The sequence below is a fragment of the Kitasatospora sp. NPDC093550 genome, from assembly GCF_044764985.1.
GTDB lineage: Bacteria > Actinomycetota > Actinomycetes > Streptomycetales > Streptomycetaceae > Kitasatospora.
Genome location: NZ_JBIWJF010000007.1, coordinates 258,914 through 282,184, shown reverse-complemented (window position 1 = coordinate 282,184; position 23,271 = coordinate 258,914). Strand labels below are relative to the sequence as shown.

The window sequence follows — 23,271 nt, the reverse complement described above, 5'->3', positions numbered from 1 at the left end:
GGTCTAACGTCAGGAGTGCTTCGTCCCCTGACGGACGGGGCCACGGCCGTCGGAGAACCTGGCCAGGTCCGGCGGCCGTACTTTCATGCCCGGGAGCCCGTCCGGCGCTCCCCGTGCGCGGACGCACCCCGTAGGCTGGCAGCCGAGACGACGCCCCCGTACGGATGCCAGGAGCCCCCGTGACCAGCCCAGCTTCGCACGTCCTGGTGATCGGCGAGTGCGTCGCGGACGTCGTCCGGACCGACGGCGCCCCGGACCGGGTGCACCCGGGCGGCAGCCCCGCGAACGTCGCCTACGGCCTGGCCCGGTTGGGCCGTCCGGCCACGCTGCTCACCGAGCTGGGCCAGGACGCCAACGGCCGGCTGATCCGGGCGCACCTGGAGGCGGCGGGTGTCCGGGTGCTGGCCGCCGAGGTCGCGCGGACGCCCTCGGCCGTGGTGCGGCTCGATGCGCAGGGCCGGGCCCGGTACACCTTCGACATCGGTTGGACGCTGCCCTCGACCGCGCCGGCGCCGGAGGACCTCGCGCAGGCGCCCGCCGCGATCCACCTCGGCTCGATCGGCGCCGTCACCGAACCGGGCGCCGCCACCGTGCTGGCGCTGGTGGAGCGGTGGCGCGGGCGGGCGCCGATCAGTTACGACCCCAATGTGCGCCCGGCGCTGATGGGCGAGCGGGCCGGGGCCGTCCGCCGGGTGGAGCGCTGCGTGGCCCTGAGCGACCTGGTCAAGGCGAGCGACGAGGACCTGGCGTGGCTCTATCCGGGTGAGCGGCCGGACGCCGTCGCCGAGCGCTGGCTCGCCCTCGGCCCCTCGGTGGTCGCGGTGACCCTCGGCGGCGAGGGAGCGTTCGCCCGCACCACAGGGGGCGAACGCGTCGAGGCGGCGGCCGTGCCGGTGGCGGTCGCGGACACGGTGGGCGCCGGGGACTCCTTCATGGCCGCGTTCCTGCACACCCGCGCGAGCGGCGCCGACCTCCCGACCTGCCTCACCCACGCGGTGACGGCCGCCGCCCTGACCGTCTCCCGGCCGGGCGCCAACCCGCCCTCGGCGGCCGCGCTCGCGGCCGCCCTCGGGGAAGGCCGGGAGGACGGTCGGGAGCCCTTTTCCGACGCCGCCGGCGCGGTGTAGACCCGGATCGTCCCGGCGATCGCCTCAACCCGGCCGGGCCGACGCGTTCGAGCGGACGAGCTCCTCCAGCGCCTCGAAGCGGACCACCCGGCCGGCGGCCTCCTCCGGCCAGGCGTGCGGCAGCCGGGGCAGGTGCCGGTGATCCCGTCCACGAAGCAGCCGTCGAGGCCGGGGAGGCGGCGGTGAGCGTGATCACGGTCCGGCAGCCCCGGCCTGGCGGTCAGGACGACGTCGAGGCTGTCCCCGGCCGGCCCCGACCCGAAGGAGACCCGCTCCAGGAAGTGGCCGACGAAGGGCGCGAGCGCCTCTGCCGCCGCCGCGCGGGAGCGGGCGAAGCCGGTGCCCGCCGGTGCCTCGCCGCCGCTCAACGCCCCTGCGGTGCGAGCGCGGTGAGCTCCTTGCCGTACCAGACCTGCGCGTACGGGCCGCTGCTGTAGGCCGGGATCTCCCGGTAGCCGTTCCGGAGGTAGAGCGCGCGGGCCTCGACCAGGTCGAGCCGGGTGTCGAGGACGATCCGCTCGGCGCCGAGGGAGCGGGCGGCGTCGTCGACGGCGGCGAGCAGCGCGGCGCCGCCGCCGGTGCCGCGCAGCGAGGGGCGGACGTAGACGCGGGTCAGCTCGACGGTCGTGGCGTCCAGCCGCCGCAGGCCCGCGCAGGAGTGGGCGGCGCCGTCGTGGCGGCCGAGCAGGAACACGCCGTGCGGCGCCGCGAGGTCGTCGCTGGGGGAGTCGGCCAGCCCGGTCTCCAGCTCCTCCGGGGTGCCCTCCCGCCCGAGGTGGAGGCGGTAGTAGCGGTTGGCCACGTCGTAGTAGTACTCGCGCAGCAGCTCCAGGGCCTCGGGTGCGGTCACATCGGCCGTGGTGACGGCCCACTGGTCGGAGCGTCGGGGCGCGGTGTTCGTCATGTGCCGCATGATCCGTTCCACGGCCGCGCCCCGGCAAGCGGTTTTCGGACCACCGGGGGTGCTTCGTCCGGGGCAACGGCACGGCGTTCGGCGTGCCGTTGCCCCGTGCGGGTGATGGGGGGATTGGCGGGGGTGCACGGCGGGGGAGCAGTGCAGCTATGGATAGACCATCAGATTGTCGGATTAATGGGGGTCTGAGGGGGAGTCAGAAGCGTCGGAGCGGCGTACGGACCGGTCTGCTGGCCACCGTCTGCCTCTCCGCCGCCCTCGCCGGCTGCGCCGGCCCGGCCGGCCCCGCCACCTCGAAGGCCGCCCCGGCCAGGGCGGGCGCGGCGCCCGCCGTCGAAGCCGTCGGGGCCGCCGGGGCACCGGGGGCCGCCGTCGAGGCCGCCGACCGCGGTGCGGCCCGCCCGCCGGCGGCTCCGCCGCTGCTGCCCGGCCTGGCCCGGCAGGAGGAGGAGACCAGCAGCGAGGCCGTCGCCCGACAGGAGGCCGCCGTCCGGACCGCGCTGGAGACGGCCCAGCGCTGGGGCCTGGAGCGCCCGCCCCTGAAGGCCCCGCCGCGCCCGGCGACCAGGGCCCACCTCACCCCGGTCCAGGGCGTCAAGCTCGCCGACGGCCGCCCGCCCGTGGTCTACCGGGTGCCGACCGACGACAAGGTGGTCTTCCTGACCGTCGACGACGGGGCGGAGAAGGATCCCGCGTTCACCAGGATGGCCGAGGAGCTCGGGATCCCGTACAGCGCCTTCGTGTCCGACTACCTGGTACGCGAGAACTACGGCTACTTCCGGGACATGCACGCCCAGGGCGTGGAGATCAACAACCACACGATCAACCACCGCAACCTGAAGGTCCTGGACTACGAGACCCAGCGCCGGGAGATCTGCGACCAGCAGGACCAGCTGGAGCAGCAGATCGGCGTCCGCCCCCGGCTGTTCCGGCCGCCGTACGGCGAGTACAACGACACCACGCTGCGCGCGGCGGCCTCCTGCGGGGTGCAGGCGGTGCCGCTGTGGAACGAGGAGGCCTTCCCGGACCACATGGAGTGGCGCTACGACGACCGGCAGCTGCACCCGGGCGACATCATCCTCACCCACTTCCGGGGCACCGACATCTGGAAGGCGTCGATGCCGGACCTGCTGCGCAAGGTGGTCAACGACGTCACCGCGGCCGGCTTCTCGCTGGGGCGCCTCGACGACTACCTGTAGCGCGGGCCGCTCCGGCGCGGCCCGCGCCCCGGAGCGGCTCAGCCGAGCGAGAGGGCGTCCAGGTACACCCAGGCGCCCTCGTGCCGCACGAAGCGGCTGTGTTCGGTGAGCACGCCCTCCTCGCCGCCCTCGGTCCAGTGCGCGCGGAAGGCGACCGTGCCCGCGGCGTGGAACGCGCCGCCCTCGCTGGTGGAGACCACCTCCAGCCGGGTCCAGCGCAGCGCCGGGTCGAAGTCGACCTCGGCGGGCCGGGTGTCCGGGTGCCAGGTGCGCAGCAGGTACGCCTCGTCCTGCGCGACGAAGGCGCTGAACCGGGAGCGCATCAGGGACTCGGCGGTGGTGGCCGCCGCCTGGCCGCGGTGCAGCCGGCCGCAGCAGTCGCCGTAGGCGGCGGACAGGCCGCACGGGCAGGGGGAGGAGGGCAGCAGCCGCGGCGCGGCGGTGCGGGGCGCGGGACGACGTCGGGACATGCCGTCCATTCTCCCCCACCCGGCGTCGGCCCCCGCCGCCCGGTCTCCGGCGAACCCGGGCCCGCCCCCTCGGCGCACCGAGGGGGCGGACCCTGGACGTGCCGGCCGGGCGCGGGCCCGTCCGCGTTACGCGGGGCGCCGGAACGCGTAGTTGAACTCGGCGTCGCCGAAGTGCCGCATCATCCGGAGCCAGAACGGCATCAGCATCTCCATCGCCCGGGCACCCGAGATGTCCCCGAGGTCGATGATCCACTCGGCCGGCCAGCCGAAGGCGCCGAGCAGCGCGACCGCCTCGGCCTTGGCCGCCGCGTCGTCGCCGGCCACGAAGACGTTGTGCTCGCCGGACAGCCGGCCGGGCTCCACCATCACCTCGCAGTTGACGGTGTTGAGCGTCTTGACCACCCGGGCCTCGGGGAACTCGCGCTGGATCCGCTCACCGACGCTGTCGGTGTTCACCGGGTCGAGGGTGACCTGGCCGCCGGGCTCGAAGACCAGTGGGTTGGAGACGTCGACCAGCAGCTTCCCCGCGAGGTGCTCCGCGCCGGCCGCCCGCAGGGCGGCCAGGGCGACCGTCCCGCCGGTGGCGTTCAGCACCACCTCGCCGAAGGCGGCCGCCTCGGCGAACGTCCCGGCGTGGGCGTCGGGGCCGGCCTGCGCGGCCCAGGCCAGCCCCTTCTCGTTGTCCTTGTCGCGGGAGCCCAGCGTCACCTGGTGGCCGAGCGAGACCAGCTTGCTGCCCAGCGTCTGCCCGACCACACCCGTGCCGATGATTCCGATGCGCACCGTTTCCCCGTTTCGTCAGTCGTGGATCCGCCCCCGGTGGAGCGGGTCGCGACGACCATAGTTGACCGTGCGTCGGTCCCGTCGGACGATCCGGACCACGTCCCGTCGTCACGTCCCGATCCCGATGGTGAACATCGCGACCACGGCGGCGGCCAGCCGCGGACGGGAGCAGCGTGACGACTACCCGTCGCGCCGGCCGCGCTGACGGGGCGGCGCGATCGTCTTCGGCCGGGGCCCGGCGAGTCGCCCCGCACGCCCCGTTCGTCACTGATAGTAGTTGCCTGGTTGCGGATCGATGCGCCGCAGAGCCAACTCCCGCACGGCCGACCTGGCCGGACGACTCGACACGAGGAGCGGCCATGGGTGGCAGACAGCGCCCGCCGAGAGCGCGGAACCCTCGCCAGGGCAGGCCCGCCGGCAGTGCCTCCCGGGAGAACTCCCGGGGGAGCGCGCGGGAGGGTGCGCGGATGGACTCCCGGGTGGAATTCGCCCGGATCGAGGGCTTCCTGGCCTGGGAGGCGGAGGTCGCGGCGGCCGAGCGCGACGCTGCGGCGTTCGCCGCGCGGTTCCCCTGGCTGCCGGCCGCCGAGCGGGAGGCCGTCGAACAGGCCTACACCGCCGACCGGTTGCGCTACGCCGAGGAGGTCGTGGACCGCGCCGTGGAGCGCTGCCGCCGCCTGGCCGCCCGCTACCGCGCCGAGTGCCGCCGGATCTGCACCCGCTGGGCGGCGCTCTGCCTCTCCGTCACCGTGGCGGCGGCACTGTTCGCCGTCGTCCCCGCGGCCCTGCGCGGCTGACCCGGGCCGCGCGGCCGGTACGGACGACGAGGGCCCGCCGTGCCGGCAACGGCGCGGCGGGCCCTCGTGGTGCCCGGAGTCGGTCAGTGGTGGCCGTGGCCGCTGGTGACCTCCGCGTGCTCCTCGGCGGTGGGCTTGGCGATCTGGCTGCCCTGGCCGTAGAAGCCGCGGGAGAGCTTCACCCGGGTGCGGGTCCACAACCCGGCCTTGCGGGCCACGCCGTTCTCGTCGACCTCCGGCGGCAGCACGGTCGGCTGCGGCTGGTCGTGCGAGGTGAGGGTGTAGAGCCGGCCCGGCGGCAGCGGTTCGTGGATCTCGATGAACTCGCCGTGCTGGAGCCGCTTGATGACGCCGGTCTCCCGGCCGTGCAGCACCTTCTCCTTGTCCCGCCGCTGCAGGCCGAGGCACCAGCGCTTGGTGATCACGAAGAGGACCACCGGCACGGCGAAGAAGCCGGCCCGCACCGCGTAGGTGATCGCGTTGATGGACAGGTGGAAGTGCGTGGCCAGCAGGTCGTTGCCGCCGCCGGCCAGCAGGATCAGGTAGAGGCCCATCCAGGCCACGCCGAAGGCGGTGCGGACCGGGGCGTTGCGCGGGCGGTCGGCGATGTGGTGCTCCCCGCGGTCCCCGGTGACCCACGCCTCCAGGAACGGCCAGATCCAGATGGCCATCAGCACGGTCGGGAAGACCACCAAGGGGATGAACACCCCGAGGTTCAGGGTGTGGCCGCCCCAGACGCTGATCTCCCAGCCCGGCATCACGCGGATGAGGCCTTCGGAGAAGCCCATGTACCAGTCCGGTTGGGCGTCCGTGGACACCTGGTCCGGACGGTACGGGCCGTACGCCCAGATCGGGTTGATCGTGGCGATCGCCGACATGAACGCGACCACGCCGAAGACCAGGAAGAAGAAGCCGCCGGCCTTGGCCATGTAGACCGGCATCAGCGGCATGCCGACCACGTTGTCGTTGGTCCGGCCGGGCCCGGCGAACTGGGTGTGCTTGTGGTAGAAGACCAGGATCAGGTGCGCCGCGAGCAGGCCCACCATGATCCCCGGGATCAGCAGGATGTGGACGGTGAACAGCCGCGGGATGATGTCGTGGCCCGGGAACTCGCCGCCGAAGATGAAGAACTGCAGGTAGGTGCCGACGATCGGGACGGCCAGGATGGCGCCCTCCATGAAGCGGATGCCCGTACCGGAGAGCAGGTCGTCCGGGAGCGAGTAGCCCATGAAGCCGTCGAACATGCCGAGGAACAGCAGCAGCGCCCCGAAGATCCAGTTGATCTCGCGCGGCTTGCGGAACGCGCCGGTGAAGAAGACGCGCAGCATGTGCGTCAGCATCGAGGCGATGAAGACGACGGCCGCCCAGTGGTGGATCTGGCGCATCAGCAGGCCGCCGCGGACCTCGAAGCTGATGTTGATCGTGGAGGCGTAGGCCTCCGACATCGGGATGCCCTTGAGGGGGACGTAGGAGCCGTCGTAGACGACCTCGCCCATGCTCGGGTTGAAGAAGAGGGTCAGCCAGACGCCGGTCAGGATGATGATGACGAAGGTGTAGAGCGCGACCTCGCCCAGCATGAAGGACCAGTGGTCCGGGAAGATCTTGCGCAGGTTGGCCTTGGCCAGGGAGTAGATGCCGAGCCGTCCGTCGGTCCAGTCGGCGAGGGCCTCGGCCTTGTTCGCGGGCTTGGCGCGCGTGCTGGTCGCCGGTCCCGGCTGCGACTGCTGGTCGGTTCTCACGACGGGCTCCCCGGCGTCCTCGGCGTGCCGTGCTGGGGCCCCGTCGGCGGGAACGCCGGCCGGCGAAGTGTTGTGATCATGGGACCTCTCGATACGGGTCCGCCGGTCGGACCGGCGCGCGGACCGGGCCGGCCCGCAGGACTCGTTGCTCAGGGTGATGGAGCGCTTACTCTGTCATGCTGTCGGCAGGGGGCCGACTGTGCACGTCCATCGGCCCGTCCGGCCGCGCGTGTCGGGCCGGACGGGGGTTCCTGACGCCCGATCGGCTGGCCCCCGCTCGGCCCAACGGGGTCGATGCTGCGCTCGGGTGCCGCTGGGCCGTGTCGGCGCGCGCCGCAGCCGGGGGTCGCGCGGTCCGAGGCCTACGCTGCGCCAATGGTGGATCACCGTGAACTCCTCGAGAACGTCACCCGGGCCCTGGCCCGCGCCGGGTTCGACACCGCGCCCGGTTCCTCACCGCTGTGGATCGGCCATCACCCCGAGGGTGTGGCGGTCGGCTGGACGGCGGACGGAGACCCGGACGCTCGGCCCACTCCGGAGGCACGCGCGGCGATGAGCGGCGCCGCCGCGCTCGTGCTGCGCGAGCGCGGCTACCTGGTCGCCGAGACCGAGACGGGCGACCTGCTGGTGCGCTCCGCCGAACCGGTGGCCGTCCCCGCCGGGCCGGACCCGGTGCCCGAGCAGTGGTGGGGGTGACGCGCGGCTCCCGCTGATGCCGGTCCGGCCCGGCCGGGGTTTCCACACCGAACCCTTACCCGAAGCGGGGGTGCAGTTGACCGGTGCGGCCCTAAGGTTTGCCTAAGCTAAGCCGGAGCGCCCTGGGCCACGACGTCCGGGGCGTTCGGCTGTGCCGCTCCGCCGCCACCGCGCCGGGGCGAGGACAGGTGACGGCCCGGGGCGGCCCGGGGGGAGGAGCCCGCTGCATGTGGGATGAGGCGTTTCCCAGCTTCCTGATCGGGCTGCGCGAAGGCCTGGAAGCCGGACTGATCGTGTCGATCCTGGTCGCCGCGCTGGTCCGGGCCGGACGGAAGGACCGGTTGCCGCAGGTCTGGACCGGCATCGCGGCGGCCCTCGCGCTCAGCCTGAGCTTCGGCGCGGTGCTCACCTTCACCGCCGCCAACCTCTCCGGCCACGCCCAGGAGGCGTTCGGCGGCGTGCTCAGCCTGATCGCGGTCGGCTTCGTCACCGCGATGGTGTTCTGGATGCGCCGCTCGGCGCGCACCCTCTCCACCGAACTGAAGGAGAAGGTCCAGGCCTCGCTGGCGATGGGCGCGGGCGCGCTGGTCCTCACCAGCTTCCTCGCGGTCGCCCGCGAGGGCCTGGAGACCTCGCTCTTCCTGTGGACCAACGTCCGCACCGCCGGGGAGTCCACCGGGCCGCTGCTCGGCGCGGCCGTCGGTCTGCTGCTCTCCACCGGGCTGTGCTGGGGCCTGTACCGGCGGGCGCTGAGGATGAACCTCACCCGCTTCTTCACCGTCACCGGCGCCGGGCTGATCGTCGTCGCGGCGGGTGTGCTCGGCTACGGCCTGCGCGACCTGCAGGAGTCCGGCCTGGTCGGCGGGGGCAGCGCGTACGCCTTCGACCTGAGCGGGCACCTGGACGCCTCGTCCTGGTACGCCACGCTCGTCCAGGGCACCCTCAACCTGACCGTCACCATGACGGTCCTGCAGGTCGTCGGGTACGTCGCGTACCTGGGCGTCGTGCTGACGATGTTCATCGAGGGCGTGCGGGGCGGGGCGGCCGCACCGGCTCCGGCGGCTGCGGCGCCGGTCGACCAGGCCGCGGCGGGGGAGAAGGCCGGGCGGGTGCGCCCCGGGCGTCCGCGCTGGGTGCTGCCGACCGCGCTGGTCGCCGTGCCGGTCGTGGTGGCCGGGGCCGTGATCGCCGTCAGCGACGGCAAGCGGGCCGGCTCCGCCACCGTCACCGTCTCCGAGCGGGACTGCGGCAAGGGCTTCGGCACCCCGCAGCCCGGCCAACAGGTGTTCCAGATGCACAACACCGGCGACAAGGTCGCCGAGGTGTACCTGGTCGACCCGGGCAGCGGTGCCGTCTACGGCGAGGTCGAGGGGCTGGCCCCCGGCACCACCCGCGCCCTGACCGCCACCATCGGCACCGGCGACTACGCCTGGCGCTGCGTGCCCACCGGCGGGAGCGCCGTCACCTCCGCCGCCGTGCACGTCTCCGGCGGCACCGAGGTCAAGGCGGTCAAGCCCGTCTCCGAGGACGACCTCAGGGGCCCGCTCGACGGCTACAGGCAGTACGTCGAGCAGGGCCTGGCGACCCTCATGACGCAGACCCAGAAGCTGCAGGGCGACGTGCGCTCCGGCGACCTCGCCACGGCCAGGGCCGACTGGCTCGCCGCGCACCTGCGGTACGCCTCGCTCGGCGCCGCCTACGGCACCTTCGCCGACCTCGACGGCAAGATCGACGGACGCCCGGACGGACTCCCGGACAGGGACCGGGACCCGGGCTTCACCGGCTTCCTGCGCCTGGAGCACGGCCTCTGGCACGGCCAGTCCGCCACCGAGCTGACGCCCGTCGCGGACGAACTGGCGCAGAACGTCGCCAAGCTGGTGCACGACTTCCCCGGGCAGGTCTTCGACCCGGCCGACCTGCCGCTGCGCGCCCACGAGATCCTGGAGAACACCCTCCAGTTCGAGCTGACCGGCGACACCGACATGGGCAGCGGCACCAATCTGGCCACCGCCCGGGCCAACCTGGAGGGCACCCGGGAGCTGCTGACCCTGCTGCAGCCGCTGCTCGACGAGCGCGACCCGCAGCTGCTGGTCAGGGTGAACGCCGGGATGAAGCGGGTCGGCGACCTGCTCGCCACCGCCGACCGGCCCGAGGGCTGGACGCCCGTCGACCGGCTGCCCGCCGCCACCCGCCGCCAGCTCAACGGCGCCACCGGCCAGCTGCTCGAAGACCTCGCCCCCGTCCCCGCCCTGCTCGAGATCCGGAAGGCCGCCTGATGACCGACCACACCGCAGCCGCCGGCTCCTGCCCCTTCCCGCACACCGCCGTCCCGGCCGCGGCCGCCGAGGAAGGCGGCTGCCCGGCCGGCCCGGCCCGGCGCGGCTTCGTCCGGGCGGTGCTCGGCGCCGGGGCCGGCGCCGCCGTGCTCGTCGGCGGCGCCCTGAGCCTCGGCGCCGGACCGGCCTCCGCCGGGGACGGCCAGCCGGCGAAGAGCGGCGCGGTGCCGTTCCACGGCGACCACCAGGCCGGGATCACCACCCCGGCACCGGCGCACGTGGCCTTCGTCTCCTGCCAGGTGATCGCCCAGGACCGCAAGGGACTCGAAGAGCTCTTCAAGACCCTGACCGAGCGGATCCGCTTCCTCACCGCCGGCGGCACCCCGCCCGACCTCGGCGTCGGCGCGCCGCCCTCCGACAGCGGCATCCTCGGCCCGACCCTCCCCACCGACAACCTGACCGTCACGGTCGGCGTCGGCGCCTCCCTCTTCGACGACCGCTACGGGCTGGCGAAGGCCAAGCCGCTCAAGCTGGCGCCGATGCGGACCTTCCCCAACGACAACCTGCGGGCCGAAGAACTGCACGGTGACCTCTCGCTGCAGATCTGCGCCGACCGCCAGGACACCGTGCTGCACGCGCTGCGCGACATCACCCGGCACACCCGCGGCGCGCTGCAGATCCTCTGGCGGATCGACGGCTTCCAGAACCAGTCCCGCCCCGACGGCGCCCAGCGCAACCTGCTCGGCTTCAAGGACGGCATCGTCAACCCGGACACCGGCTCGTCCCGGGAGATGGACCGACTGATCTGGGTGAACGGCGCGACCGGCGAGCCCGCCTGGGCCGTCGGCGGCAGCTACCAGGTGATCCGGATCATCCGGATGCTGATCGAGTTCTGGGACCGCGTCACCCTCACCGAGCAGGAGAAGATGTTCGGCCGTCGCCGGGACACCGGCGCCCCGCTCGACGGTCACCGGGAGACCGACGCGCCGGACTACGGCAAGGACCCGGACGGCAAGGCGATCCCGCTCGACGCCCACATCCGCCTCGCCAACCCGCGTACCGCCGACACCGACGACTCGCGCATCCTGCGCCGCGGCTTCAACTACGACCGGGGCGTCGACACGGCGGGCAACCTGGACATGGGCCTGGTGTTCTGCTGCTACCAGCAGGACGTGGTGCGGCAGTTCGAGGCCACCCAGACCCGGCTGATCGGCGAGCCGCTGGTGGACTACATCTCGCCGACCGGGGGCGGGTACTTCTTCGTCCTGCCGGGGGTGAAGGACGACGCGGACTGGCTGGGGCGGGGGCTGCTGACGTCGGTGGGGGTCTGAGCTGGGTGTCGGTCCGAGGTCGGTGTGGGTCTGAGCTCGGTGTGAGTCCGAGACCGGTGCGGGCAGCCGCCGGGGCTGACCTCAGCCGCCGGGGGTGCGGCCGGTGAGGCCGAGGGTGAAGCCGATCACCGCGCCGCCGCCCTCGCGGTTGGCGGCGAAGGCGGTGCCGCCGTGGGAGCGGGCCACCTCGTGCACGATCGCCAGGCCCAGCCCCGAACCCGGCAGGCTGCGGGCCGCGGTGGCCCGGTAGAAGCGGTCGAAGACCCGGTCGAGGTCGGCCACGTCGATGCCCGGCCCGCGGTCGCGCACCTCCACCCGCGGACCGCGCACCACCACCTCGATCGGGCCCGCTCCGGCCGGGTCGAACTTGGCGGCGTTGTCCAGCAGGTTGCCGACCGCGCGGGCCAGCGCGTCCGGACGGGCGGTGACCACGGTGTCGTCCGCGTCCACCAGGATCTCCCGGTCGCTGCGCCGCCGGACCTGGGCGGCTGCCCCGCGGACCACCTCGGCCAGCACCACCTCGGTCGGCCGCTCGTCCGCCCTGCGGTCCGCGGCGAGTGCCACCAGCTCCTCCACCAGCTGGGTCAACTCCCTTGCCTCGTCGGCCAGATCGGCCATCAGCGCGGCGCGCTCGGCGGGTGGCAGCCGGTCCATGGCGGGGAGCACGGCGAGGTTGGTGCGCAGGCTGGTCAGCGGGGTGCGCAGCTCGTGCCCGGCGTCCTGGACGAGGCGGCGCTGGTTCTCCTTGGCGGTCGCCAGCCGGACCAGCATCCGGTCGAAGGCCCGACCGAGCCGGCCCACCTCGTCCGTGCCGGCGGCGGGCACCGGGACGTCCAACCGGCCGCTCGCGGCCACCAGTTCGGCCGCGGCGGTGAGCCGCACCAGTCGGCGCGAGATCCAGCGGGCGAGCAGCCAGCCGGCGCCGCCCGCGACCACGCCGACGATCGCCACCAGCGCCGCGGTGCGCAGCCGTAGGGCGGCCAGCAGCTCCTCGGTGGGGCCGACCTGCTGGATGATCTGGACCGCGCCGCGGCGGCCGCCGAGCGAGACCACCCCGACCCGGAGGGTGCCGCCGTGCTGCCGGCGGAGCCCGGTCGCGGTGCGGCCAGGCTCCTCGGCCCGGGCCAGCTCGCGGTCGGCGGGGGTCGTCGCCAGATCGAGCCGGGCGGTGCCGGGGAGCACCCGGGCGTCCGGGTCGAGTGCCTGGGAGGTCACCCGGATCGGGCGCAGCAGGTCGTCGCTCAGCCCGTTGGGGCCGGCGAAGTCGCCCGGGTACAGGGTCTCCAGCTCGACCTGGCGGTGGACGGAGTCGACGGCCGCGGTGAAGTCGGCCGTCTCGTCGTCGCGGATCAGCCGGGCGGCGGCGTGGTAGCCCAGGGCGCCGATCAGCACGGCGACCAGGGCGGCGATCGCGGCGAAGGCGAGCGAGAGGGTGGCGTGCAGGCCCGGGCGCGGCAGGCGCGGGCGGCGGCGCACCGGGCCGGTCACGACTCGCGCAGCGTGTAACCGACGCCGCGGACGGTGTGGATCAGCGGGACCAACCCGGGGCGGTCGATCTTGCGGCGCAGGTAGCCGATGAAGACGGCGAGGTTCTTCGAGCCCGGGCCGAAGTCGTAGCCCCAGATCCGCTCGTACAGGGTCGCCTGGTCGAGGACGGCGCCGGCGTGCCGGGCCAGCAGCTCCAGTAGGTCGAACTCGGTGCGGGACAGCTCCAGCTCCCGGCCGGCCCGCCAGACCCGGCGGGCGGGCGGCTCGATCCGCAGGTCGGCGACGCTCAGGACCTCGGTGGTCGGGACGGTCCCGTTGCGGCGCAGCAGGGCGCGCAGGCGGGCGAACAGCTCGTCCACGTCGAAGGGCTTGACCAGGTAGTCGTCGGCCCCGGCGTCCAGGCCGGCGATCCGGTCCGGGACCTCGACCCGGGCGGTGAGCATCAGCACCGGGGTGCGGTCGCCCGCGGCGCGCAGTCGGCGGCAGACCTCCAGGCCGTCCGGCTCGGGCATCATCACGTCGAGCAGCAGGACGTCCGGGCGCTGCTCGGCGAGGACGGCCAGGGTCTGGGTGCCGTTGGCGGCGATCCGCACCCGGTAGCCGGCCAGCATCAGGGCGCGGGCGAGGGAGTCCCGGATGGCCCGGTCGTCCTCGGCGATCAGCACGGTGTGCGTCATGGCGGAGATTCTCCCTGTCGTGCTCACAGCGGGTTCGGGCGGGGTCGGAGGGAAGCGGGGGACGGCGGGGGACGCGGGCGGGAAGGGTTGTTCGGCTGCCGCTTTCGCGCGCTGCTCCGCAGGCGTACGGTGGCCACACGGTGGCGTGCCCGCCGGGTGGGCCGCCGGGTCCGTGTCGGCACGCCCTGCCGGAGGCCGCGATGGCAGACCGGATGGCCTTCTTCAGCACCCCGCGCGCGGAGCGGGCGCGGCGGGACGCGCGCGAGCGGGTGGGGGACTGGCGGGAGGTCTACCGGCCGGGGTCGCTGCTGCCGGTGGTGGGCGGGCAGGCGGAGCGGTGCATGGACTGCGGACTGCCGTTCTGCCACAGCGCCTGCCCGTTGGGGAACCTGGTGCCGGAGTGGAACCGGCTGGTGGCGGAGGCCGACTGGCGGGCCGCGGCGGCCCGGCTGCTGGCCACCAACAACTTCCCCGAGTTCACCGGGCGGCTCTGCCCGGCGCCCTGCGAGAGCGCCTGCGTGCTGGCGATCGACGGCGCCGCGGTGACCATCAAGAACGTCGAGCTGGCGATCGCCGACCGGGCCTGGGACGAGGGGTGGGACGGGCCGCGGCCGCCGCAGCCGGAAGGCACGGCTGATCGGGGAGGTGGGGCCGGGTGGGGCGGCGGATGGCGGGTCGCGGTGATCGGATCCGGTCCGGCCGGGCTGGCCGCCGCCCAGCAGCTGACCCGGGCCGGGCACGCCACGACCGTCTACGAGCGGGCCGACCGTGCCGGCGGGCTGCTGCGCTACGGCATCCCGCCGTTCCGGCTGGAGAAGCACCGGCTGGAGCGCCGGCTCGACCAGCTGCGGGCCGAGGGCACCGCGTTCCGCACCGGGGTGTGGGTCGGCCGGGACGTACCGGGGGAGGAACTGCGGGCCGGGTACGACGCGTTGGTGGTCGCGGTGGGGGCCACCGCCCGTCGGGAGCTGCCGGTGCCCGGGCGTGAACTGCCCGGCGTGCACCAGGCGATGGAGTACCTGACCTGGGCGAACCGGGCGGACGAGGGCGACTGCCCGGCCTCGCCGGTCTCCGCCGAGGGCCGTCACGTGGTGATCGTCGGAGGCGGGGACACCGCGGCCGACTGCCTGGGTACGGCGCTGCGCCAGCGCGCCGCCTCGGTCACCCAACTGGACATCAACCCCCGTCCGCCGCAGGGCCGGGCGCCCGATCAGCCCTGGCCCGTCCACCCCAAGGTCTACCGGGAGACCACCTCGCACGAGGAGTCCGCCGCCGCCTCGGCCGGACCCCGGGTGTTCGCGGCGGCCACCGTGGGCTTCGAGCCCGGCCCGGACGGCCGGCTCGGCGCCGTCCGGTTCGCGGAGGCCGAACCCGCCGACCGCAGCCCGCGGGCGGGCACCGAACGGAGCCTGCCGGCGCAGCTGGCGCTGATCGCGCTGGGCTTCACCGGGCCCGAGCCGGACCAGCCACTGTTCGCCCAGCTCGGTCTCGCCACCGGCCCGGAGGGCACCCTGGCCAGGAACGACGGCTTCGCCAGCGAGGCGGAGGGCGTGTTCGTCGCGGGCGACGCCGGGCGCGGACAGTCGCTCATCGTCTGGGCGATCGCCGAGGGGCGGGCGGCCGCCGCGGCGGTGGACCGGTACCTGCGCGGGCGGACCGAACTCCCGGCGCCGATCAACGCGTCGGCGCGGGCGCTCACCCTGTGAGTGCCGCCCGCCCGAGGTGGGGCGGGGCGGGAGTCCGGTCCGAATCGCCCGGCGGTGCGTCAGAACAGCCGCAGGTGGCGGACGAAGACATCCGCGGCGTTGTTGCTGTCACCGGGGACGAGGGCGCCGTCGGACGAGGTGAAGACCACCGCGGTACCGAAGGCGTTGACGAAGGGCGCCTCCGAACCGGCGCCCTGGGAGCCGTCGTTCGCCAGGTCGACCCGCTCGGTGCGACCGGTCCACCGGTCGTGGCGGAAGATGTCCGAGGCCTGGTTGGTGTCGCCGGGGACGAGGTTGTCCGCCGTCGAGGAGAAGAACACCCAGCGGTCGTCCGCCGTCATCCGGCCGGCGTAGGAGCTCTCGGTGGTCTTCGTGCCGGGCAGGCCGGTGCTGATCAGGGTCTCGGTGCCCAGCTTCAGGTCGCGGGCGTAGACCTCGAAGTGGCGGTCCCACTGGCTGTCGCCGTGCAGGACCCAGGAGGAGTAGACGGCGAAGCGGCCGTCCGGGCTGATCGAGGGGTTGGCCACGCCGCGGTAGCCGCCGGCGCCGTCCGGGCTGGCCAGGCTGGTCCGCCCGGCGTTCAGGTCGCGGACGTACAGGGGGTAGAGGCGCGGCTTGGTGATGCCGGGCGCGGCGGACTTCGGCCGGGCGGCGGGCCGGAGGGAGTCGGCGGTGAACTGGGCGTCCGAGCCGGCGGCGAGTTCGGCGACCGCGCTCGGGGAGAGGGCGCCGGGCTGGCCGCCGGCGATGAGGTTGGTCGCCTTGGAGATGAAGACGACGGTCCTGCCGTCGGCGCTGATCTCCGGCTCGGCGGAGGAGCTGTCCGCCTCCTTGCCGTCCGCGCCGATGCTGACCAGGGTCGTCCCGCCGGAGCGGAGGTCGGCGACGTAGATGTTGCCGCCGAACCAGGTGACCGTGCCGGGGGCGAGGTCGCTGCGGTTGGACTGGTAGGCGATGGATCGGCCGTCCCAGCTGATCGACGGGTGGCCGGACACCTTCTGGGTCTGCGGTGCGCCCGGGGCCTTGCCGGTGGAGACCAGCCGGGTCTCGCCGGTCCAGCGGTCGTGGACGTAGACGTCCTCGGCGCCCAGGTTGGCGCCGGGCGCGAGGTTGGTGGCGGAGGAACTGAACGCCACGTAACGGCCGTTGCCGCTGATCGTGGCCTCGAAGGAGTCGCCGTCGGCCTGCGCGTGGTCCGGGCCGGTGTCGACCCGCTCGGTGCGGCCCGTCCACAGGTCGCGGACGAAGACGTCGGACTTTCCGTTGGTGTCGCCGGGCACCAGGTTGGCGGCGTCCGAGGTGAAGACGGCGAAGCGGCCGTCGGCGCTCAGCCCGCCGGCCGCCGAGGCGCCGTCGGGCTGGGCCTGGCCGAGACCGACCGACACCCGCTCGGTACGGGCGGTCGGGCTCAGCGGTGGGGGTGTCGCATGGGCGGGTGCGGCGACGGCGGCGGTCAGCGCGGCGGCCGCGAGGGTGCAGGCCGCGCGCAGCGGGCGGCGGATACGGGTCATCTGGTCCCTCCCCTGGGATCGGCCGTGCCGCGTCGGCGATGGCGCCGAACTCCCCGGCGGCAGGCTCGGAGTGAGCCAACCGCCGGGTGGGGCGAGCGGTCAATGGTCGTGCGACGGGAAACGCCGGATTCACGTCAGGGGGCGGGCTCCTCGGCGGGATCGACCCGGTGCGCGGGGCGGTGGGCGGGGCGGTGGGCGGGGTGGTGCGTGGGGTGGTGCGTGCCGAGGTGTGCGCGCTGGTCGTAGCGCCAGAGCGCCGGTATCGCGGCGGCGAGGACGGCGGCACTGCCGAAGCAGAGCAGGCCGCCGGTGCGCAGTGCCGCCCGGATACCCTGCCGGGCGGCCAGGCCACCGGCGCGCAGATCGCCCAGGGCGGGCCCGGCGGAGCCGATCAGCATCTCCAACCCGGCGGCCCGGCCGCGGAGTTCGTCCGGAACGGACTGGTTCCAGATCGCACTGCGGAAGGTGTCGCCGAGCCAGTGAGCGCCGCCGGCGACGATCAGGCAGAGCAGGACGGCCCCCAGGCCCGGGGCGAACGCGGCCGCGGCCGTCGCCGCCCCGACCAGGGCGGCCGAGAGCAGGACCATTCGGCCGTGCCGGTGCACCCGCTCCGTCCAGCCGCCGGTCGTCGCGGCGAGCAGGCTGCCCACCGCACCGGCCGAGTAGAGCAGGCCGAGCGCCCACGTCGCGTCCAGGTCGTCGGCGAGGAAGGGGAACAGCGCGGTGGGCAGGGCGAAGACGGTGGCCGCGAGGTCGGCCAGGTAGGTGCCGATCAGATCGGGCCGCCGCGCGGCGTACCGGACACCGTCGACGAACTCGCCCAGCCGCGGCTTCCCGGCGTCCCGCGCCGAGGGGACCGGCCGGACCCGGGCGAGCAGCGCGATCGAGAGCAGGAAGGTGGCGAGGTCGACCAGGAAGGCGGCGGGCACCCCGGCCGTCGCGATCACCAGCCCGGCGGCGGCCGGGCCCACCACTCCGCCGACGCTCCAGCGCAAGGAGAGCAGCGCACCCGCCGCCACCAGCTGATCGGGCGGTACCAGCCGCGGGACCATCGCCTCGACCGAGGGCTGCTGGATGCCCTGCAGTGCCGCCGCCAGTCCGGCGGCCACGTAGAGCGGCCAGGCGGCCGGAGTGCCGAGCAGTGCGTTGGCCAGCAGCAGCGCGCTGAGCACGGCCAGCGCGACCTCGCTGACCAGGGCCACCGCGCGGCGGTCGGCGCGGTCGGCGAGGACGCCGCCGTACAGGCCGAACACGAGGGCGGGCACGAGCTCGACCGCGCCGACCGCACCCACGGCCCAGGGCGAGCCGGTGAGCTCGGCGATCTGCAGGGGGACGGCCGTCATGGTGAAGATCGAACCGAACAGGGTGACCGCGCCGGAGGACCAGACCAGGCGGAAGTCCCGGGACGACCACAGGGGTGCGGTGTCGGGCAGCAGCCGGGACCGGAAGCGGTCGGGGGCGGAGGTCATGCGCGGGTGGTCCCTTCGTGGCCGTCTCGGCGGCGGCAGCCGTCCTTATCGCCGATAGATTCCAGCTCGGGAACTTATCGGCGATAAGGTGGACCCGGCAAGCGAATAACCCGGAAGGGCGAACGGATGGCGCTGCGACGCGACGAGGTGGTGCGCACCGCGCTGCGCCTGCTCAACGAGGAGGGCATCGAGGGGCTGACCACCCGGCGGCTGGCCCGCGAACTCGGCGTCCAGTCACCGGCGTTGTACTGGCACTTCAAGAACAAGCGGGAACTGCTCGACCTGATGGCCGAGGCGATGCTCGCCGAGGCCCTCCCGCCCGACCGCCGGCCGGACCCAGAGCACTGGCCCGAGTGGATCGCCGCCGACGCCCGCGCCAAGCGCCACGCCCTGCTCGCCTACCGCGACGGCGCCCGGGTGCACGCCGGAACCCTGCCCACGGAGGACGAACTGCCGGCCGTCGAAGCCCAGTTGAGCGCCCTCTGCGGGGCGGGGCTGCGCCCGCGCACGGCGCTGCGGCTGCTGCTGACCGTCGACCGGTACATCATGGGCTGGGTCACCGAGGAACAGGCCTGGCGGCAGGACGCCGCCGACCGCGAGCGGCCGCCGTTCCCGGAGGAGGCGCTGAGCGAGCTGCCGTTGCTGCGCGAGGCGGCCGACGTGCTGCGGATGACCGACCACGACGCCGACTTCGAGTACGGGCTGCGGGTGCTGATCGAGGGGTTCCGGTCCGAGATCGACCGCGAGACGGGGGAGACGAGGGAGACGGGGACGTCGAGGACGTCGGCGGGAGCGGAGGGGCCGGAGGGGGATGGGCTAGGTTGGCGCCATGACCACCCTTGATCCCCGCAGCACGGCCCTGGTCCTGATCGACCTGATGGGCCGGATCGTGGCCAACCCGCTCGCGCCGCACAGCGGTTCGGAGGTGCTGGCGACCTCGCTGGAGCTCGCCCGCGCCTTCCGTGCCGCCGGTGCCCCGGTCGTCGCCGTCAAGGTCGAGCGGCCGAACGTCGCCGAGCAGCCGCCCGGGAGCGAACTGCTCGCCGAGGTCGAGGAGCTGGCCGACGAGATCGTGGTGAAGCGCACCATCGGCGCCTTCCAGGCCACCGGCCTGCACGACCTGCTCCGGGCCCGGGGCGTGGAAACCCTGGTGTTCGCCGGCATCGCCACCAACCTCGGGGTGGAGTCGAGCGCCCGCGCGGCCGCCGACCACGGCTACGAGCTGGTGTTCGTCGAGGACGCGATGACCGCCCTCACGGCCGAGGAGCACCGGGCGTCGGTGGAACTGGACTTCCCGCGCCTCGGCGAGGTCGTGGCGGCGGCGGACCTGCGGCTGGGCTAAGCCCGTCTTCCCGGCCGTCCGTCCCGGGCTCCCGGTCCCGGCTGCGCTTGACCTTGACACGGTGACAAGGACTTCACTGTGGCCGAGGAGGTGGTCCTGATGACCAGGTCGGCGGAGGAGTCGACGGGGAGCGCGAACGCGGCGGGGAGCACGAACGCGGCGGGGAGTCCGAACACGGCCGGGAGTCCGAACACGGCGGGGATGCTCCGGGGGCTGGCGCACGGCGACTCGTCGGTACGGCTGCAGGCTGCGCTGGCCGTCGGCACGACCCCGGACCCGGGGGCCGTCGGTACGCTCGTCGAGCGGTGCGCGGTGGAGCCCGAGTTCTTCGTGCGCGAGATGCTCACCTGGGCGCTCACCCGCCACGCGGCGGCGCTGACAGTCCCGCTGTTGATCGACGAGGTCCGCTCGGAGCGCGCGCAGGCACGGAGCCAGGCCCTGCACACGCTGTCCAAGATCGGGGACCGGCGGGCCTGGCCGGCGATCACGCCGGCGCTGCTGTCCGACGCCGACGAGGAGGTGGCCCGGAGCGCCTGGCGGGCCGCGGTCGTGCTCGTGCCCGAGGGTGAGGAGCCCGAGCTGGCCGTAGGGTTGGCGACACAACTCGGGCGCGGCGGACGGGAGACGCAGCTGAGTCTCAGTCGGGCGCTGATCGCGCTCGGGGAGGTGGTGCTGCCGGTCCTGGCCGCCGCGGCGGCGGAACGCGACCGGAGGGTGCGCACCCATGCGATCGCCACGGAACGGCTGTGGCGCGACCCGGAGGCCGGATTCGAGTCCGCGATCGAGGAGGCGAAGCGCGTCGCGGTCCTCGGCGGGGACTCCCAGGAGGGGCGGTAGGCAGTGCTGATCGGTGATGTCGCGCGGCGGTCCGGGGTCAGTGCCCGCATGCTGCGGCACTACGAGGCGCTCGGTCTGGTGCGGCCCTCGGGCCGTACCGACTCCGGCTACCGGGAGTACTCCGACGAGAACATCCGGCGGATCTTCCACATCGAGAGCCTGCGGTCGCTGGGCTTGTCGCTGCACGACGTCGGGCGCGCGCTCGACGATCCCGGCTTCGCGCCCTCGGAGCTCGTCGACGAGCTGATCGGCCGGACGCTGGAACGCATCGCGGCGGAGAACGAGTTGCTCACCCGACTGCGTCGGATCGGAGCCGCGGGACCGGCCGGCTGGGAGGAGGTCCTCCAGATCGTCTCGCTCCTCCAGGGCCTGGAGTCGAAGAGCCCGGGAGCGCGGCAGCGCGCGGCGCTGTCCGCGGCCGAGGACGGCGCCGTACCGGTGGAAGCACTGACCGAGGCTGTGCTGAACGAGTCGGACCCGGTCGTCGCCGGGGCCCTCCGGTGGGCTCTGGTGCAAGCGGGCGAGGAGGCGACGGCCCTGCTGGCGGAGGGCCTCGGATCACCCGCGGCGGAGGTGCGGGACCGTGCCGTCCGGTCCATCGCGGAGATCCCGACCACCGAGGCGACCGCCCTGCTGCGGGACGCCCTCGCGAGCCCCGACCCCGTGGTCCGCGAGTGCGCGGCGCTGGCGCTCGGGGCGCGGGGCGTGGACGACGCGGTCCCCGTGCTCATCGAGATGATCGTCGAGGAGCGGAAGGACGCCGACGCGGCCGACGCCCTGGCCGCGCTGGCGGGCGACCCCGGGCTCGCCGAGCGGATCGCCGCCGGGCTGGTCCACTGCCTCGCCCACGCCACCACCGGACCCGCCGCCCGCCGACGCCTCACCCAGGCGCTCGCGGACATCCCGGGGACCACGGCGTCGCACGCCATCGCGGAGCTGGCACAGGACGAGGACCGGGTCGTCGCGCTCACCGCGGCCTACGTCCTGACCCTGCGCGAGGAGCGGTAGCGGGGCTCGGGGGAGCGCGTGGGCGGACTGGCCGACGTGCGTCCGGGAAGCCCTGGACGGGGAGTGGCCGATGGCGGGGGAGGGGCCCTGCGGGGTCCGGACCCGGGCTCGGATCAGCTGGGGCCGGCCGCACGCGGGGCTGCGCGCAGGGCCTCGCGCAGGTGGCCGTTCGCGGTGTCGAGGAGGCGGGCGGCGGTGGGGGCGTCCACGTCGGCGAGCAGGACCAGGATCGCGTCCTTCGTCCGTCCGTCGGTCGCGGACAGGGCTCGGTGGACGGACTGCTCGTCGGCGCCGGTGGCCTCGGCGACGATCCGCCGGGCGCGCTCGCGGAGTTTGGCGTTGGTGGCACGGAGGTCGACCATCAGGTTCCCGTACGTCCGGCCGAGGCGGATCATCACGGCCGTCGACAGCATGTTGAGCACCAGCTTCTGTGCGGTGCCCGCCTTGAGCCGGGTCGAGCCGGCCAGCACCTCGGGGCCGACCTCCACTTCGACGGCCAGGTCGGCGGCGGCCGCCAGCGCCGAGCCGCGGTTGCACGCCAGTGCCACGGTGAGTGCGCCGGCTGCCCGCGCGGCCCGTACGGCCGCCACCGTGTACGGGGTACGGCCGGAGGCGGAGACGCCCACCAGGGTGTCGGCGGGGGTGAGGGCGAGGGCGGTGACGTCGGCCTCGGCGAGGTCGGGGCGGTCCTCGGCGCCCTCGGCGGCCGCCGTCACGGCCGGGCGTCCGCCCGCGATCAGGCCCACCACCAGGGCCGGATCCGTGCCGAAGGTCGGCGGGCACTCGGCGGCGTCCAGCACCCCGAGGCGGCCGGGCGTCCCGGCTCCGGCGTAGACCAGCCGGCCGCCTCGGGCCATCCGGGCCGCGACCGCGTCCACCACGGCGGCGATGCGGTCCAGCTGCCCGGCGACGGCGGCGGGGACGGTGCGGTCCTCGGCGTTCAGCAGGCGGAGCAGTGCGGGGGTGGGCAGTTCGTCGATCGCCGCCCAGTCGGGGCGGACGGTCTCGGTCGGGGGCGCGGCCGAGGACCTGGCCGGGGGTGTCGTGGGGCGCTGCGGGCGGTGCGGCACGGGGCTCGTGGGCTCGGCGGTCATACGGCGAGCGTCCCCTGGTGCGCGGCGCGCGAATCCGGGCAAGCGCGGGGGAGGAGGAGGTGATGGCCATGGCCATGGCCACCGCATCGACCGTTTCCGACCTGCTGAAACGGTTCGGCCGCACCTATGCCGAGGAGGCCGGGATCACGCTGCGCGACAAGCCCTCACCGCTCTACCGGCTGCTCGTCCTGACCGTGCTGTGCTCCGTGCGGATCAGTGCCGAGACCGCCACGGCGGCCGCCCGCGAGCTGTCGGCCGCCGGGCTGCGGACCCCGCGCGCGATGGCCGACGCCCGGCGCGGCACCCTGATCGCCGCGCTCGGCCGGGCCCACTACGTGCGGTACGACGAGGGCACCGCCACCGCGCTCGGCGAGGGCGCCGGGCTGCTGCTCGACCGCTGGCACGGGGACCTGCGGCGACTGCGGGACGAGGCCGGGGGCGAATCGGGGCGGATCGGCGAGCTGCTGCAGGAGTTCCCCCGGATCGGGGCGGTCGGGGCCGGGATCTTCCGGCGCGAGGTCCAGGAGGTCTGGCCTTCGCTGCGGCCGTACTTCGACGAGCGGGTGCTGGCGGAGGCCCGGACGCTCGGGCTGCCGGGAAGCCCGGCCGGCCTGGCGGAACTGGTCGCGGCGGGGGACCTGGCCCGGCTGGCGGCGGCCCTGACCCGGGCGAGCCTGGCGCACGTCGACGCCGCCTGAGCCGCCCGGTCGACCCCGACCACGCCCTCGTCGGTCTCGGCATGGCGAACGGCCGGGCGGGCGTCGGCATGGCGAACGCCCGGCGCCGATGGTGCGAGCGAGCCGGCGCC

The 23,271-nt window shown here is 74.6% G+C and carries 21 protein-coding genes; 12 read left to right on the top strand and 9 right to left on the bottom strand.

The genetic code is table 11. The features are described from left to right. Nucleotides 1-179: 179 nt before the first annotated feature. Nucleotides 180-1,127 (top strand): carbohydrate kinase, encoded by a 948-nt coding sequence (locus tag ACIRD3_RS14055; protein WP_402215310.1) that lies wholly within the window; start codon nt 180-182, stop codon nt 1,125-1,127. A 364-nt stretch (nt 1,128-1,491) separates the two neighbouring features. Here the strand turns inward: ACIRD3_RS14055 and ACIRD3_RS14050 are convergent, their stop codons facing one another. Further along, nucleotides 1,492-2,031, bottom strand: coding sequence for a GNAT family N-acetyltransferase (locus ACIRD3_RS14050; protein ID WP_402215307.1), 540 nt, complete (start codon nt 2,029-2,031; stop codon nt 1,492-1,494). Nucleotides 2,032-2,189: 158 nt separating this feature from the next. On the opposite strand from ACIRD3_RS14050, the gene ACIRD3_RS14045 reads away from it, so the two are divergent. After that, complete coding sequence (locus ACIRD3_RS14045; RefSeq protein ID WP_402215304.1) at nt 2,190-3,239, top strand: polysaccharide deacetylase family protein; 1,050 nt, start codon at nt 2,190-2,192, stop codon at nt 3,237-3,239. A gap of 38 nt (nt 3,240-3,277) precedes the next feature. Here ACIRD3_RS14045 and ACIRD3_RS14040 read toward each other — a convergent pair whose 3' ends face one another. Together ACIRD3_RS14040 and ACIRD3_RS14035 are read right to left on the bottom strand one after the other, a co-directional pair. Continuing rightward, on the bottom strand, nt 3,278-3,709 hold the full coding sequence (locus tag ACIRD3_RS14040; protein ID WP_402215301.1) for a YchJ family protein: 432 nt from the start codon (nt 3,707-3,709) through the stop codon (nt 3,278-3,280). Nucleotides 3,710-3,835: 126 nt separating this feature from the next. Next, the gene (locus tag ACIRD3_RS14035) at nt 3,836-4,492 is read right to left on the bottom strand and encodes an NADPH-dependent F420 reductase (protein WP_402215298.1); all 657 of its coding nucleotides are present in this window, start codon (nt 4,490-4,492) and stop codon (nt 3,836-3,838) included. 467 nt (nt 4,493-4,959) lie between these two features. Here ACIRD3_RS14035 and ACIRD3_RS14030 point away from each other — a divergent pair, with 467 nt between their 5' ends. Further along, entirely contained in the window at nt 4,960-5,289 is a 330-nt protein-coding gene (locus ACIRD3_RS14030) for a cytochrome C oxidase subunit I (protein ID WP_402215295.1), read from the top strand. 83 nt (nt 5,290-5,372) lie between these two features. Here the strand turns inward: ACIRD3_RS14030 and ACIRD3_RS14025 are convergent, their stop codons facing one another. Next, entirely contained in the window at nt 5,373-7,028 is a 1,656-nt protein-coding gene (locus tag ACIRD3_RS14025; RefSeq protein ID WP_402215293.1) for a cytochrome bc complex cytochrome b subunit, read from the bottom strand. A gap of 375 nt (nt 7,029-7,403) precedes the next feature. Here ACIRD3_RS14025 and ACIRD3_RS14020 point away from each other — a divergent pair, with 375 nt between their 5' ends. The 3 genes from ACIRD3_RS14020 (at nt 7,404) to efeB (ending at nt 11,331) form a co-directional block, all read left to right on the top strand. After that, complete coding sequence (locus tag ACIRD3_RS14020) at nt 7,404-7,724, top strand: hypothetical protein (protein WP_402215291.1); 321 nt, start codon at nt 7,404-7,406, stop codon at nt 7,722-7,724. A 227-nt stretch (nt 7,725-7,951) separates the two neighbouring features. After that, nucleotides 7,952-10,000 (top strand): iron uptake transporter permease EfeU, encoded by a 2,049-nt coding sequence (gene efeU / locus ACIRD3_RS14015; RefSeq protein ID WP_402215288.1) that lies wholly within the window; start codon nt 7,952-7,954, stop codon nt 9,998-10,000. Continuing rightward, nucleotides 10,000-11,331, top strand: coding sequence for an iron uptake transporter deferrochelatase/peroxidase subunit (gene efeB, locus ACIRD3_RS14010; protein WP_402215285.1), 1,332 nt, complete (start codon nt 10,000-10,002; stop codon nt 11,329-11,331). The genes efeU and efeB overlap by 1 nt, the downstream gene beginning before the upstream one ends. Nucleotides 11,332-11,412: 81 nt before the next feature. On the opposite strand, the gene ACIRD3_RS14005 is transcribed toward efeB, so the two are convergent. Continuing rightward, a complete protein-coding gene (locus tag ACIRD3_RS14005) occupies nt 11,413-12,819 on the bottom strand; it encodes an ATP-binding protein (RefSeq protein WP_402215282.1) in 1,407 nt (468 codons plus the stop codon). After that, nucleotides 12,816-13,496, bottom strand: coding sequence for a response regulator transcription factor (locus tag ACIRD3_RS14000; RefSeq protein ID WP_402215280.1), 681 nt, complete (start codon nt 13,494-13,496; stop codon nt 12,816-12,818). Before ACIRD3_RS14000 ends, ACIRD3_RS14005 begins: the two co-directional genes overlap by 4 nt. Nucleotides 13,497-13,696: 200 nt before the next feature. On the opposite strand from ACIRD3_RS14000, the gene ACIRD3_RS13995 reads away from it, so the two are divergent. Then, nucleotides 13,697-15,202 carry a glutamate synthase subunit beta gene (locus ACIRD3_RS13995; protein WP_402215277.1) on the top strand — a complete coding sequence of 502 codons (1,506 nt, stop codon included), beginning with the start codon at nt 13,697-13,699 and terminating at the stop codon, nt 15,200-15,202. Between the two features lie 59 nt (nt 15,203-15,261). Here the strand turns inward: ACIRD3_RS13995 and ACIRD3_RS13990 are convergent, their stop codons facing one another. Both ACIRD3_RS13990 and ACIRD3_RS13985 read right to left on the bottom strand, forming a co-directional pair. Then, entirely contained in the window at nt 15,262-16,713 is a 1,452-nt protein-coding gene (locus tag ACIRD3_RS13990; RefSeq protein ID WP_402215275.1) for a TolB family protein, read from the bottom strand. Between the two features lie 134 nt (nt 16,714-16,847). Continuing rightward, nucleotides 16,848-18,182, bottom strand: a complete 1,335-nt coding sequence (locus tag ACIRD3_RS13985; protein WP_402215272.1) for an MFS transporter — start codon at nt 18,180-18,182, stop codon at nt 16,848-16,850. 126 nt (nt 18,183-18,308) lie between these two features. Between ACIRD3_RS13985 and ACIRD3_RS13980 the strand changes: the two genes are divergently transcribed. The 4 genes from ACIRD3_RS13980 (at nt 18,309) to ACIRD3_RS13965 (ending at nt 21,369) form a co-directional block, all read left to right on the top strand. Further along, a complete protein-coding gene (locus tag ACIRD3_RS13980; protein ID WP_402215269.1) occupies nt 18,309-19,025 on the top strand; it encodes a TetR/AcrR family transcriptional regulator C-terminal domain-containing protein in 717 nt (238 codons plus the stop codon). Continuing rightward, nucleotides 19,012-19,524, top strand: coding sequence for an isochorismatase family protein (locus tag ACIRD3_RS13975; RefSeq protein ID WP_402215266.1), 513 nt, complete (start codon nt 19,012-19,014; stop codon nt 19,522-19,524). Before ACIRD3_RS13980 ends, ACIRD3_RS13975 begins: the two co-directional genes overlap by 14 nt. A 201-nt stretch (nt 19,525-19,725) precedes the next feature. Beyond that, a complete protein-coding gene (locus ACIRD3_RS13970) occupies nt 19,726-20,361 on the top strand; it encodes a HEAT repeat domain-containing protein (protein ID WP_402215570.1) in 636 nt (211 codons plus the stop codon). Between the two features lie 3 nt (nt 20,362-20,364). Beyond that, on the top strand, nt 20,365-21,369 hold the full coding sequence (locus tag ACIRD3_RS13965; RefSeq protein WP_402215264.1) for a HEAT repeat domain-containing protein: 1,005 nt from the start codon (nt 20,365-20,367) through the stop codon (nt 21,367-21,369). Between the two features lie 113 nt (nt 21,370-21,482). Here the strand turns inward: ACIRD3_RS13965 and murQ are convergent, their stop codons facing one another. Beyond that, a complete protein-coding gene (gene murQ / locus ACIRD3_RS13960; RefSeq protein ID WP_402215262.1) occupies nt 21,483-22,463 on the bottom strand; it encodes an N-acetylmuramic acid 6-phosphate etherase in 981 nt (326 codons plus the stop codon). Between the two features lie 68 nt (nt 22,464-22,531). On the opposite strand from murQ, the gene ACIRD3_RS13955 reads away from it, so the two are divergent. Continuing rightward, on the top strand, nt 22,532-23,161 hold the full coding sequence (locus tag ACIRD3_RS13955) for an endonuclease (protein WP_402215567.1): 630 nt from the start codon (nt 22,532-22,534) through the stop codon (nt 23,159-23,161). Nucleotides 23,162-23,271 lie beyond the last annotated feature (110 nt).